The sequence below is a fragment of the Bacillus paralicheniformis genome, assembly GCF_002993925.1.
Lineage (GTDB): Bacteria > Bacillota > Bacilli > Bacillales > Bacillaceae > Bacillus > Bacillus paralicheniformis.
In genome coordinates this window covers 369,942-383,890 of record NZ_CP023665.1, presented here as the reverse complement: position 1 = coordinate 383,890, position 13,949 = coordinate 369,942, and the positions used below count along the sequence as shown (strand labels likewise).

Sequence of the window (13,949 nt, the reverse complement as noted above, 5' to 3'; positions counted from 1 at the left end):
ATCGGATTGTCAGTATTGAAAAGCCCTGAATGGGTATACAAACGATTAAGGGAAAATCCGGACCAAACGGTTATTGTCGATGTGAGGTTTCATTTGACAAAACCGGACGAAGGCCGGAAAACGTATACGAAAAGCCATGTGCCGAGAGCCGTTTACATTGATTTAAAAGAGGATCTGTCGCGTAATGCGGAAGTGCACGGCGGCAGACATCCGCTTCAAGACCCTGACCGTCTGGCCGCAAAGCTTGGGAAAATCGGCATTGACCGGGAAACAGATGTCATTGTTTATGATGACAGCGGCGGCATGTTTGCAGCGCGCTTTTGGTGGCAGCTTCACTACCTCGGGCATGACAGCGTCTATATTATGGATGGGGGTCTGTCCAACTGGATCAAATCGGGCTATGCGATGACCGCCGAGGTTCCCCGTCCTATCCAGCGCGAGTTTAAGCCGGCGCTCAGAGAAAACGAACTCCTTGATGCCGGAGACGTGCTGAAGCGAATCGGCAGAAAAAACTCCATCCTGATTGATGCGCGTGATCCTTCTCGATACACAGGGGAAAACGAGCCACTCGATCACCGGGCCGGCCATATTCCCGGAGCCAAAAACTTTTTTTGGAAAGGCAATCTGACCGAAAGCGGATTATGGAAAAGCAAAGAACAACTCAGACAGCACTATGCTGTTTTAGACCCGGACAGTGAAATTGTCGTCTATTGCGGATCGGGCGTATCAGCCTGCCCAAATGTGCTCGGCCTGAAAGAAGCCGGATTTGAAAATGTGAAGCTGTATGCCGGCAGCTGGAGCGATTGGATCAGCTACCCCGACCATCCGATCTCCACTGGGACAGAGGACGACACCTGATCTTACAAGAGACGGCGGCCGGGGGCCTTTGTGCCTTAGCCAGCCGCCGTTTATTACATGTTTTTGCTCATAAACGCCTTTCCGTCATGGGCATCGATAAAGTACGGGTAGACCGGCCGGTAAATAAGCCTGTAGAAGTCATCCTTTTCCCGACTGTAATCCCTTTCCCATTGCAGCTTCACATCAAATGCCGCTGCAAAAACCGCTTTCGCTTCTTCCTCTGAAATAGATGGCGAAGGACTCAGATCGGCCAGCGCTTCCGGCTCGATTTCCGGACCGTTATAACCGACGACCCTGCCGGTTGTCCGACTGATACTGATATTGGCAGAGCCAAGCCTTAACGGCACCTCTTTGTATTGAAGATCAAATTGAAAAAAAGCGTTTTGCCTGTCCCCGTCATTTTCCGCCGGATGCATTCGAAAAAGCTGATCTGCGCCGGGATAAAGCTTGTACAAAAATTGCAGCGCCCGTTTCAAGCAGTCTTCCACGCTCAAGGAAAGGTGTCCTTCTGATTTGATGAAAGAAGCTACCCCTTTGAGCTTCCCTGACTTTTTATCTTTCATGATTTTCAACGTATTTTTGTTCCATGTTTCGAAATAGCCGGCTATACTCCGGTCTCTCGGCTCAGGTTCGTTTCCCAGGCGCCATACCGTTCCAATTGACTCTCCCATATCGGTTTCACGGATTTTCCGCATCGAAGGAGTATAGCCGATCATGTCATCGATATCAGCATGACGGTCAGCCTCAGGCAGCAAAGGGAGCGGCAATGTTTCCTCCTCTTCCTCTTCATCCGCCGCAGGCTTCATATGGCATTTTCCCGTGATATCGGCAGGATAGCTGAAAAACGGCAAGTCTGCTTCGTAAATGAGATGCGGGCGATCATCTCCCCCTTCATAAAGCTCACTGCGGACTTTTTCGACCGCCAATTCGAATTGAATATGTTTAAGATAATCGGCTGTCACCGATTCCTTATCAGCGATCTGCTTTGGAATGGAGAAAGAGCTTGTTCCACCGTTATAGCGAAACTCCATCACCTCTCCGTTCTTGGCGACCTTGACGTAAAAGCCTGTTTGCGGCAGCGGAAGATCAAGGACAGTCTGAACATACGTAAAACGGACGAATTGTTCTGTTTCCTTCTTTTCATGGTAAACAAATTCATGAGACGCACTCGGGTAATGCTGTTCTGTAAACTGAAGGGCGATTTTCAGCAGCCTTTCCTCTGGAAGAGATTCCTCGACCGCCGGTTCATACTCTTTTGTCAAACTGATTAAGCGGCCGTGATGATCTAACTCTACCGATATGTCCTGATCCGGCTCTTCAATATCCTTCCAGACGAAAAAAACCGGCCTCTCTTTTTCGTCCTTTTCTCCGTAATCTTCGATCATGAGCTGATAATGTGAGGGAACCTTACTGATGGACTGCGCTTTTTGTTTTAACTGTTCACGAACCAAATCCTGTCTACCTCTCTTTCATTTTCGTCTCCTTATGTATACGAAATATACCATTAATCGTTTCATGAAAATTGAGATAATTGGATTTAAATGGTGAACTTAAATGGCGATTTTAACCTTATGCTAAAATATCTCATTCCTTTTGGTACGCCTTCCATCTCAAAAATGCCTTTGCGGATCAGCTCTAAAATGCGGTACTCGATGAATTCATCTCCGATGTTCTCCTTCAGATGGCCAATGACTTCGCCGATCAGGCGGGGACAGTTGATAAAGGTATTGGTTGAACGGTTTTTTTGAAGCTGTGCGAGCTTGCCGATGATGAACGAATCATAAAAGTCTTCTTTCACGCTTTTAATTCTGCCGTCTTCCCATACTCGCAACACGCTTGTCTGCTGAGACAGCGCTGTCCATTCCTCCGCAAGGCCCCGTCTTTCAGCGGCTGTCAAAGCCGACTGATCCCCTTGTTCATAAATGAATCTCAGTTTTTCATCATTCAATTCACCAGAACTTCGGGTATAGGGAAAGTACTTCGACGTATTCAGATGGAAAACAGCCAGGTTCATTTGCCGAAGGATATGATGTACAAATCTCAGGCCCGTTTGTTCGTGTGCATGATCGCCCGTCCACATAAAGACGGAGGCTTGCTCCTGAATACGGCTTAATGCAGAAACCGCATCTTCAAAACGGCTGTATATCTCTCCAAGCTCGTGAAATCGGTCATTGAGATATGTTTTCAACCATTCATAACGATTGACCCTGCCTTCTTTAATTTCCAGGTTTTGAAGCGGCCCGATGGAAAATAATTCAGGAATGACGATCAGACTCTTTTCCTGGGTTCCTCCCGACTGTTTGAGCATCATGTTAATACTGCCGCCGGCAGATTCGCCGAAGGCAATGTGAACGACATTGTTTTGCATTATAATCTCCTTGTTAGTTAAGTTGTAATAGCATTAAAGCTATTAAACTCATCTTTTTAACTATTATATACAAAAACAGGATATAAAAGGTGACGCAATAAAAAACCCCCCATTCCGCCATTCGAAAAAGGCAGAACGGGAGCTGAAAAATGCACTTGCTATTCCAGCTGTGACGGGTAAAGCGTCATACCGCCGTCAACGAACAAAGTCGCGCCCGTTACATAGGCGGCTTCTTTCGACACAAGCCATGCCGCTGCGGAAGCCACTTGTTCAGGCTCGCCAAATTCGTTCATCGGTATCTTTTTCAGCTGTGCCGACTTGTGGCTTCCCTCCAAGTCTTCATTGCTTTCGGTTGCGATCGTTCCCGGCGCGATCGAATTGACGCGGATTCCTTTGTCCGCATAATCAAGGGCAAGCGTTTCTGTCAAAAGCTTCATTCCGCCTTTTGAAGCGGAGTAATGAACATTTTTCGGCCTCGGAATTTGCTGATGAACGCTTGATATATTGAGTATGCTCCCTTTCATGTGGCGGTCCGCCATATATCTTAAGGCTTCCCGTGCGCCGAGAAACGTACCGGTTAAATTAACGTCGATCACTTTCTGCCATTCACCAAGTTCAAGTTCGTGCGGGAGGGCTTCTGCGCCGTTAAATCCTGAATTATTGACCATGACATCAAGTGAGCCGAAATGTTCAACTGCTGATTTAATCAGCTTTTTTATATCCTCTTCAGAAGACACGTCAGCTTCTACCGCAAGGGCGTTTCCGCCCGCTGCTTGAATATTGTCGACGGCTTCCCGTGCGCCTCCGGGATCGCTGTGATAATTGACAACCACATTCATCTTTTCTTTTCCAAACCGTTCTGCAACCGCCTTACCTATACCTTTTGAAGAACCGGTCACAATTGCTGTTTTTCCTTTTAAATCACTGTACAACTTAAACCCCCCTCAATTTCTTTTCTTCATGTACATTACCCGGTATCAATATGATCAAACAAAATGTTAATACATGCCTCTAGTATGATCTTTTTTAAACATATGGAAAATTCAGAATTATTTTGTTAATATCTAACTTGAACTTACAACAAAATAAGGAAGTGATACGATTTGGTTAGTAAAAAGAGTGTTAAACGAGGTTTGATCACAGGTCTCATTGGTATTTCTATTTATTCTTTAGGTATCCACCCGGCCCAAGCCGCACCATCGCCTCATTCTCCTGTTTCAAGCGATCCTTCATACAAAGCGGAAACATCGGTTACCTATGATCCAAACATGAAAAGCGATCAATACGGCTCGTATTCAAAGGCATTTACAGGCACCGGCAAAGTGAATGAAACAAAGGAAAAAACGGCAAAAGAGTCCTCCGCCAAAGCTCCTTACAGCATTAAATCGGTGATTGGTTCTGATGATCGGACAAGGGTGACCAACACAAGCGCATATCCGTACAGAGCGATCGTTCATATTTCAAGCAGCATCGGTTCGTGCACCGGATGGATGATCGGTCCGAAAACCGTCGCAACAGCCGGACATTGCATCTATGACACATCAAGCGGTTCATTTGCCGGGACAGCTACTGTTTCGCCGGGACGGAACGGGACAAGCTACCCTTACGGCTCTGTTAAATCGACGCGCTACTTTATTCCGTCAGGATGGAGAAGCGGTAACACCAATTACGATTACGGTGCAATCGAACTAAGCGAACCAATCGGCAATACTGTCGGATACTTCGGATACTCGTACACCACTTCATCACTTGTCGGGACAACTGTTACTATCAGCGGTTATCCAGGCGATAAAACAACAGGCACACAATGGCAGCATTCAGGACCGATTGCCATCTCCGAAACGTATAAATTGCAGTATGCAATGGACACGTACGGAGGCCAGAGCGGTTCACCGGTATTCGAACAAAGCAGTTCAAGAACGAACTGCAGCGGTCCATGCTCGCTTGCCGTCCACACAAATGGAGTATACGGCGGCTCTTCGTACAACAGAGGCACCCGGATTACAAAAGAAGTGTTTGACAATTTGAGCAACTGGAAAAACAGCGCCCAATAACACACGAAGACAGCCCGCCTCCTTTTGGAACGGGCTGTTATATCTAACGGCTGCACACTTACTTCACTTTAAGCCTGTACTTTTTTCCATCTATTGATATCGTGAAATTTGAAGGGCCGCTGATCGGCAAATAATAAACAAGCTGAAACTCCGCCGCCTCACCAGGTTTAATCGTTTTCCAGCTTGATAGAGTCACTCCGATGCGGTGGAAATCTCCCGTCAGTCCGCCAATGTTCGGTCCCGTATGCCCTTTAGCAATCACTTCAACTTGATCGCCGCTCCAGCTTCCAAACCGAGGGGAAGTGGATGTCGGCACATCAAATTCGATAACAGAACCTCCCGTAATCGTGACATCGCTGTTATTGATCAGCTTCATTACCGGGTGGATCGGGTAATTTTGATCTCCTAATGGAAAGTTCGTCAGCTCTATGTCTACATCCAATGATTCATCAGGAAAAGGCGATGTGCTGAGCCGGTTATCGTATGGTGTTGTATCCGAGAATTTGTGATACAGCGTGCTCGTTAAAGTATTGCCAATATCGTATTCTCCTTTATTGCCGTTTCGTTCGGGATACCAGTCATAATCACCGCTCAAATCCCAAAACATGACACCCCCGATTCCTTTATCAACGACATAATCCGCCTTCGTTTTGATCGATTCCTCATCCTCTGTCGATAGAAACACTTTCTTTTCTGGATTCCAAAGCCAAGGCGCTGCCAGCCCCGCGTCATAATGCCTTTGATAAGCGCCTGTCAAATCAGCCTTGCTCAATCCATACCTTTCCAGATAAGAACCGGCAATGCCCTTTTCAAGGTTTTTGGCGTGCCACATCGGGTTTGCCCCTGCTCCAATTTCATTCCCCTGCTCATCTTTATCGTGCCAAATATTATCGATTCCAGTTGCTCCGTCACCGCATTGCCTGAGTCCCTGAGGACAATCTGCGCTTTTGGATGTTCCCCACAGCCCGTTTACTCCGCCGTTCACATTCTTCCAGCCTCTCGTATAATAAGGAACACCGATATTGATTCGCCCCGATTCCATAGCTCCTCTAAAATAATGGTAAGCCCAGTCCGTATTTAAATATCCGATCCCTTCGTATTCCGGCGTAGTATATATGTTGGAATGCTTGAGTTCGGCATCTTCGCCGTTATCGAATAAAGAAGCGTTCGGTCCGACAAACTCATTCCAGGCTCCATGAAGATCATAGGACATGATATTGACATAATCGACATATCGAAGCGGCTTAAACGTTTCCATCCCTCTCAGTAAATATGCCGATGATGGCGCTGCAATGGTCAGCATGTAGTACTTTCCATCTTCAGCGGACGCTTGATCAAGCTTTTCTCTTAATATTTTCATCAATGCCTCAAAGCTTTTATTTAACCCGTTGCGCCGCGGATTGGCGATGTTCCAATCTGCAGGATTTCCTGCATCCTGCATTGATGTAGGGTACTCATAGTCAATATCGATTCCATCGATCTCGTATTTTCTGAGAAACGCAACGACCGACTCCGCAAAGGTGTGAATACCCTTGTGGTTTACAGATCCGTCTCCATTCGTTGTCATCGAATAAAAGCCGCCGCTTGGAATCCGCTTCCCGTCCCTGTCAACATAACCGCCGGTTTCGGCCCAACCGCCGACAGCCGCCAAAACTTTTACATTCGGGTATTTCTCTTTATATTGATGGATAAGGTTAAAATGCCCCTTATACGGCAAGGTTTGATCCATTTTTACATCGGAATGCTCCGGCCAGGTCATCCCGATGGACGGGTTGTTCTCATCTGTCTCATCTCCGACTGAAATCCGATGATCTTCCCCGATGTGGGCAAACGCATAATTAATGTGGCTCAAGTACTTCCAGGGGATATCATTTACTAAATAACGATCTTGATTGCCTTTTCCAGTACGCCAGCTTGTAAAGTACCCGATGATTCTCCGGTCTAACTGATTGGCAAGCTTTTCACGGCCGTCCCGGTCGTATACATCGCAGTACGGCACATGTTCAACGCCTGAGTCCCAAAGCCCTTCCGGACGGCAGTCCGGTTGTTCATTTGAAGTCTCTGCAGAAATGTGCCGGTTCGGGATAAAAAGCGCAAGGAGCAGCACACAGGATAAAATAGATGAAGCGGCTATCTTCATGTTTATTCAGACTCCTTTGTCCATAAAGAGAGACGTGAGAAGCTTTTTCCCAAATCTCTCTTTATCGTTTTCTATCCATTTGACTTTCTGTTATTCGCAGCCTCCGACCAGCCGCCATACGCCCCATTCACCGGATTGATCCGGCCGGTCGCCTTTCGTCCACCATTTCGCTTCATACACTTTTCCATTAAATGCAACCCGCTCTCCGCCCGTGTATGCGTTCGTCTCTTTCCATTCGTCATATGAACATGCCTGGTCAGAATTCGTCGTGACCTTTACTGTTGGTCCGGTATGGAGTTCTCCATCGGCATCCTTTGCTGAAACTGTAAATGAGTAGGCCATACCCGGCTTCAAGTTGCCGATTTCCGCTGATGTTTCTTTTACAGATATCGACCGGTTTTCAAATGACACGACATATTCCGTAATGTTTGCTCCGCTGCTCGGCGCATCCCAAGCCAGGTTGACACTTGTAGCAGTTTTTCCGGTTACACGCACATTCACAGGTGCCGATGAAGGCGGCTCCGGATTGCCTCCGTCCGGTGCAAAATCTAAATCGGCTGCCAATTTATTGAGAAGCGTCCGATTGGAATCGCCGCTGAAATCCCAGAACATCGCTCCGCTTAATCCGTTTGCTTTAATAAAATCCGTTTTGTGGCCGAATGATTGTTCATCATTATAAGTGATGAAATTGCCATTTTCCGCGTTATACAAAAACGGCACTTTCGCTTGATCGTTCCAATACCTTTTATAGCCGTTTTGATTTACATAATTCTTTTCAAGATCTGAAAAGTCGAATACTCCATTTTCCCATGTCCCTTCTTTCGCCGGTCCGCACTTCTGATATTCTCCGTGGCCGCCGGACTCACAACCGCTCCAGCCCCTTCCGTAGAACGGTGTTCCAAGCACTAATTTGTCCCCTTTGACACCGGCTTCCTTATAGCGTTTCACAGTGTTTTCAATGTTGTAGGTCTCAGCATTTGGAACGCCTGCTTCTTTTGCTTTTGGATCATAGAACAGCGGCGCATTATGGGCGCTTATGCTTTGCCATCCGCCATTAAAGTCATAGGTCATGATGTTAATCCAATCCACGGTTTGAGCAATTTTATCAAGCTCAGTGTTGCTCACATACTCCGGACTTGCGCCGGATGCGATCGTCAGCAAGTATTCCTTGCCGTCCTTTGCTTCTGCAGCATCAAGTTTTTTACGCACCTCTTGCAGGAGCAGCGTGTAATTTCTTTTATCTTCCGGCCGTGTACTATTCCCCGGCAATCCTCCGCTGACCGGGTATTCCCAGTCAAGATCGACCCCGTCAAACCCGTATTTCCTTAAAAATTCAACGGCCGAAGCGGCGAAATTCCCCCTTGCCACAGGATCTGCCGCGACATCTGAAAAGCGGTTAGACCAAGTCCATCCGCCGACCGATATGAACGTTTTCAAATGAGGGTGGCTCTTTTTCAGCTTCAGCAATTGTTTAAAGTTGCCGCGGATCGGTTCATCCCAGACATCCCCGGGATTTGACTTTTGTGCGTCAATCCAGGGATCGCCCATTACGATTGTTCCATTTGGCGCGTCGATCACTCCGTTTTCATCCTGACATGACCATGTTTGGGGATTGGGGCCTGTCGGATCGGGGTTCCCGTGCCTTCCTTCCCAGCAAATATCAGCAAAAGCATAATTAATGTGGCTGACTTTTGAAACGTCCATATCCCAAACTTGAAAATTCCTTCCGTAAGCACCCCATGATGGATAGTAGCCGATGATTTTATAGTTTTTTCCGGAATCGGCCTTTGCAACTTCCCCATTTACAAATGACAAGCTCAGCAACATGACAAAAATGAAAGAAAAAACGAAAAACTTTTTGCTTTTGTTGACCAACACGATGTTCATCTCCTTTTCATCCAATTTTTTTGACAAACCATGAAACTAGAAATCTCCTATTCCTCACCGCCTTTTTTGTTTGTTTTATATTTTTCCTTGTCATCTAATAGCTGCAGCTGCACAGAAGCCAACAAGGGAAAACGCTTACATAAATGAGATTGACATCATGATTTCATTAAAATTTCGGGTGTGTTCGTTTGGAAAAGCTGGTTGTGCTGAGGGTGAAACACGTATAGATGTCTATACATTTGCGTATAAAAGAAGACTTTTTAATGGCGAAGGGTTGCTGAATTTGTTATGACAAATCTATATTAATCAGAATTTTCTGAACTGTCAACTTGAAGACATTGACTACACAACCGCCGCTTTCTACTCCATTTAAGGAATAGAAGCGGCGCCTCTAGCCTCTTCATAGACTAGCGTAAGACGTAAGACGAATATCCGGACATTGTTGCAAAGCCGATTTAAGAGAAGGTTCCGTCAGCAGTGAAAGTTCATATACCCGAGGATAATGGAAAGACGATTTTTCAAGCAGACATTTATCGACGTAAGCCGGATGGCACATCACTTCAATCACTGCTGCGTCTTGATAATCACGAAGGATGCTCGAAAGATCCTTCAATCGATCGACTTTCAGCTCAAAAGCATCGTTCGACCTTACACCCTTCCACAGTGAAGGATGATCATGATTGACCTTTCTGCATGGCAGGTCATACTCTTTCGCAAGCTTTACAAACACCTCAGGGAGATTTCCGTATGTATGAATATGATGATGGCTGTCGATATGTGTCGGATTTAAACCGAAAGACAAAGCTTTCTCTATTTGCGCTTTCCACTCTCGGTATACTTCATCAAGGTCAATGTCGAAGAAACCCTGGTAGTACAAAAGCTTGCGAAAATTCCCTTCTTCATCCGTTATCGTATGCAGTCCGCCGAGAATCGGGCGCCCGGCCGTCAATGCCAAGTGGACGCCGACTCCGAGTTCACGATTTTGCCGTGCGAGTTCGACGGCATGCTCCGCTTCTTGCATATTGACCATGAGCGTAGTCGATGTGAGCACCCCGTGCTGGAAAGCTTCAATGATTCCAAGGTTGACTCCCCTTGAAAATCCAAAATCATCCGCATTTATGATTAGAGATTTCACCTTTCATTCCCCCTTTGTTCATAATCACGTTCAATGAAGAACTCAACACGGTCACCGCGAAAATAGGCCATAGAATACTCGACGACTTCTTCCGACGCCAAAAATGTTTGCGTCGATATCTGGAAGCAAGGTGTGCCTTGTGTAATATTTAAATGTTGTGCAATCTCCTCATCAGAAATCACAATTTTGATTTGTTCCTCTGTTCTTTTTATGTTGTTTCCTTGCCTGCTGATGCACTGGTAAAGTGAAATATTCGCCATTTCTTCCGTTACTTCGGGGACGAGATCCGTTCTGATATAGGCTGTTTCAAACTGGATTTCTTCATCGTCCGCATAGCGGATTCTTTTGATTTGATAGACCATTTGTTCAGCGTCGATTCCGAGGAGGGTTTGGATTTTTTCAGACGGCTTTATTTTTTGCAAATCAACAACTTTGATTTTCGGTTTAAAGCCTTGAGCCTTCAATTGCTCTGCATAACGGAGGCTGCTGGAGCTCAAGATCTGCTTTACTTTTCCTTTGGCGACAAATGTCCCTTTTCCCTGCTTTCGGTAAATGGCCCCTTCCATAAGCAAATGATTCAGCGCGGTCCGCAGCGTCGTCCGGCTGACATCATACAGTTTGCAAAACTCGGACTCCGTCGGCAGCAGGCTGCCAGGCGGATAATAACCGCTTTCAATCTTATCTACAATATCTTGTTTAATTTGACTGTGGAGCTGTGGTTGTTTCGCCATACATGTTCTCCTTTGGGGTGTGTTCGTAATTATAGAATAACACAAAAGGTTCCTAAAAAAAACAATTTGTCATAACAAATATGTATGGACAAATTTGTTATGACATGTTAAGTTTCAATTGTGTGAAGCGCTTTCATATAAAGAGAATGAAGGAGGGGGATTATGGCGCTGAAAGTAGTTGTTATAGGCGGAGGGTCCAGCTACACACCGGAAATTATTGAAGGCATCATCAAACGGCAGCATCAATTTCCGGTGAATGAGATTGCACTTGTTGATATCGAGGAGGGCAAAGAAAAACTTCGCATCGTCTCAGAACTCGCGAAGCGAATGATCAGGCATGCGGGGGTTCCCATCGAACTGAGCCATACAATAGATCGGGCAGAAGCGTTGCAAGGTGCCGATTTCGTCACGGTTCAAATCAGAGTCGGCGGACTGAAGGCGAGAGCTTTAGACGAAAAAATTCCGCTCAGCCACGGCCTAATCGGGCAGGAAACAAACGGAGCCGGCGGTATGTTTAAAGCTTTCCGCACAATTCCTGTCATGCTGGATATCGCTCGCGATATCCAAAAGATTTGTCCCGAAGCATGGCTGATCAACTTTACCAATCCGGCCGGCATCGTGACGGAAGCTTTGCTGAAGCACGGACCTCATCAAAAGGTCGTCGGGGTATGCAATATTCCTTACAACATGAAAAATAGCATTGCAGAAATATTCGGCGTGGATGTGAACCGCGTCATGATTGAATTCGCAGGCCTCAACCATTTTGTTTTCGGAAAAAGGGTATGGATCGACGGCATCGACCGGACGGAAGAGACGATTGAGCATCTGTTGAATGATCACCTCGGCTACTCGCCCTCCAATATTGCGGCGTTGCCGTGGAATCGCCAATTTCTGCGGTCTTTACGTATGCTTCCGAGCCCGTACCATCAGTACTATTATCAACATGAAGATGCGCTCGCAAAAGATATCGAAGCGTACAATAACAACGGAACACGAGCGGAAACCGTCATGGAAGTGGAGCGGCAGCTGTTTGAGAAATACAAAGACGCCGAGATCCATGAGAAGCCTAAAGAACTGGAAGGCCGCGGCGGGGCTTACTATAGTGAATCAGCCTGCTCATTAATGAACTCGCTTTATCATCATTCAATGGATATTCAGACCGTGAACACACTGAATAAAGGAAGCATACCAGACCTTCCCGATGATGCGGTGATCGAAGTCAACAGTGTCATTACAAAAAGCGGACCGATTCCTCTGACCGTCGGAAAACTGCCTGCTGCCATTTGCGGGCCGATCTGCCTGATGAAAAAATTTGAACAATTAGTGATTGAAGCTGCGGTCACCGGCGACTACAATACGGCATATTCAGCCATGATCACCAATCCGTTGGTCTCCTCTGATCACAAAGCTCAAAAGGTACTGGATGAAATGCTCGAGGCGCATAAACGTTACCTCCCGCAATTTTTTGAGGAGGTCTGTGAACATGAAACAAAATAAAATGATGGCATTCATCGAAGCAAACATCATGCCGATCGCCGGAAAGATCGGTTCCCAAAGACACCTGATTGCAATACGCGACGGATTCATCGCCATTATGCCTCTTATTATCATCGGTTCCCTCGCCATCCTGGTTAATAATTTTCCAATACCGGCGTTTCAAAACTTTATGACCGGCCTGTTCGGAGAGGGATGGACTGCTGTCGGCGGGGCGATATGGAATGGCTCTTTTGCTCTGTTGAGCCTTTTAGCCGTTGCGGCTGTCAGCTTTAAGCTGGCCGAGTCCTATCACACAGATGGCCTGTCTGCCGCATTAATCGGGATTGGCGCATTCGCCGTGCTTACGCCGACCACTGAAGACTTTGGCTTTTCAATGACTTGGCTGGGAGCACAAGGCCTGTTCGTCGGCTTAATCGTGGCTTTGCTGTCGACGGAAGTCTTCCGGCTGTTTTCACAAAATGAGAAATGGAAAATCAAAATGCCTGAAGGAGTGCCTGACGGCGTCACAAAATCCTTGAATGCTCTATTGCCGGCTGCCGTCATCTTATCCACTGCCGGGCTATGTAATGCTCTGATTGTTCATTATTCGGGACAAAGCATCCATGAGCTTGTTTTCAGCACGATTCAAGAGCCGCTTCAAGGTCTTTCCAACACGGTTGGGTCAGCCTTGATTTTCACTTTCTTGAATCATTTGCTCTGGTTCTTTGGATTGCATGGAACAAATATCCTCGGGCCGATCATGGAATCCGTCTACCTCCCGCTTATTCAGGAAAATCAACACTTATTCTCGCAAGGAATGAGCGCTTTTGAAGTGCCGTATATTGTGACAAAGCCTTTCTTCGATTCTTACGTATTTATGGGGGGATCGGGAACGACATTGGCTCTGCTTGCCGGCATTTTAATTGCCGTGAAATCGAAGCACTACAAAACGATCGGGAAGGTGTCTCTCGCACCCGGCCTTTTTAACATCAATGAGCCCGTTCTGTTCGGACTTCCTATTGTATTAAACCCGATCATGTTCATTCCGTTTATCTTGATTCCATTAATTTTAACGATTACGTCATATGTCGCTTTGGCTTCCGGTCTCGTCCCGAAAACTGTCGCGATCCTTCCGTGGACAACGCCGCCGATTGTCAGCGGGTATCTCGTCACCGGAGGATCAGTCCGGGGAGTCTTATTGCAAATCTTCAACCTGGTGCTGGCCACCCTGCTCTACCTCCCGTTTATAAAAGCAGCAGAACGTTCCGCCTTGCACCAGACAGAAAACGAATAAGTAAGG

At 46.5% G+C, this 13,949-nt stretch carries 11 protein-coding genes; 4 read left to right on the top strand and 7 right to left on the bottom strand.

Annotated features, from left to right (window positions below; all coding sequences use genetic code 11):
• Positions 1–6 precede the first annotated feature (6 nt).
• Positions 7–858 carry a sulfurtransferase gene (locus tag CP943_RS02115; RefSeq protein ID WP_186440101.1) on the top strand — a complete coding sequence of 284 codons (852 nt, stop codon included), beginning with the start codon at positions 7–9 and terminating at the stop codon, positions 856–858.
• 53 nt (positions 859–911) lie between these two features.
• Here CP943_RS02115 and CP943_RS02110 read toward each other — a convergent pair whose 3' ends face one another.
• The 3 genes from CP943_RS02110 to CP943_RS02100 form a co-directional block, all read right to left on the bottom strand.
• On the bottom strand, positions 912–2,309 hold the full coding sequence (locus tag CP943_RS02110; RefSeq protein ID WP_025810798.1) for a YcdB/YcdC domain-containing protein: 1,398 nt from the start codon (positions 2,307–2,309) through the stop codon (positions 912–914).
• 86 nt (positions 2,310–2,395) lie between these two features.
• Positions 2,396–3,226, bottom strand: coding sequence for a DUF1835 domain-containing protein (locus CP943_RS02105; protein WP_025810799.1), 831 nt, complete (start codon positions 3,224–3,226; stop codon positions 2,396–2,398).
• Positions 3,227–3,384: 158 nt separating this feature from the next.
• A complete protein-coding gene (locus tag CP943_RS02100) occupies positions 3,385–4,158 on the bottom strand; it encodes a glucose 1-dehydrogenase (RefSeq protein ID WP_020450052.1) in 774 nt (257 codons plus the stop codon).
• 171 nt (positions 4,159–4,329) lie between these two features.
• Here CP943_RS02100 and CP943_RS02095 point away from each other — a divergent pair, with 171 nt between their 5' ends.
• Entirely contained in the window at positions 4,330–5,280 is a 951-nt protein-coding gene (locus CP943_RS02095) for a trypsin-like serine peptidase (RefSeq protein WP_023857791.1), read from the top strand.
• A 58-nt stretch (positions 5,281–5,338) separates the two neighbouring features.
• On the opposite strand, the gene CP943_RS02090 is transcribed toward CP943_RS02095, so the two are convergent.
• The 4 genes from CP943_RS02090 to CP943_RS02075 form a co-directional block, all read right to left on the bottom strand.
• Positions 5,339–7,420 carry a glycosyl hydrolase family 18 protein gene (locus CP943_RS02090; RefSeq protein ID WP_079289378.1) on the bottom strand — a complete coding sequence of 694 codons (2,082 nt, stop codon included), beginning with the start codon at positions 7,418–7,420 and terminating at the stop codon, positions 5,339–5,341.
• Between the two features lie 90 nt (positions 7,421–7,510).
• Entirely contained in the window at positions 7,511–9,307 is a 1,797-nt protein-coding gene (locus CP943_RS02085; RefSeq protein ID WP_394798542.1) for a glycosyl hydrolase family 18 protein, read from the bottom strand.
• Positions 9,308–9,707: 400 nt separating this feature from the next.
• Positions 9,708–10,442: a chitin disaccharide deacetylase gene (chbG, locus tag CP943_RS02080; protein ID WP_023857788.1), complete on the bottom strand. Its 735-nt coding sequence runs from the start codon at positions 10,440–10,442 to the stop codon at positions 9,708–9,710.
• The gene (locus tag CP943_RS02075; RefSeq protein ID WP_020450047.1) at positions 10,439–11,173 is read right to left on the bottom strand and encodes a GntR family transcriptional regulator; all 735 of its coding nucleotides are present in this window, start codon (positions 11,171–11,173) and stop codon (positions 10,439–10,441) included. The genes chbG and CP943_RS02075 overlap by 4 nt, the downstream gene beginning before the upstream one ends.
• Positions 11,174–11,335: 162 nt before the next feature.
• Here CP943_RS02075 and CP943_RS02070 point away from each other — a divergent pair, with 162 nt between their 5' ends.
• Both CP943_RS02070 and celB read left to right on the top strand, forming a co-directional pair.
• The gene (locus CP943_RS02070; protein ID WP_026580483.1) at positions 11,336–12,670 is read left to right on the top strand and encodes a 6-phospho-beta-glucosidase; all 1,335 of its coding nucleotides are present in this window, start codon (positions 11,336–11,338) and stop codon (positions 12,668–12,670) included.
• Positions 12,657–13,943, top strand: coding sequence for a PTS cellobiose transporter subunit IIC (gene celB / locus CP943_RS02065; RefSeq protein WP_020450045.1), 1,287 nt, complete (start codon positions 12,657–12,659; stop codon positions 13,941–13,943). The genes CP943_RS02070 and celB overlap by 14 nt, the downstream gene beginning before the upstream one ends.
• Positions 13,944–13,949: the final 6 nt, after the last annotated feature.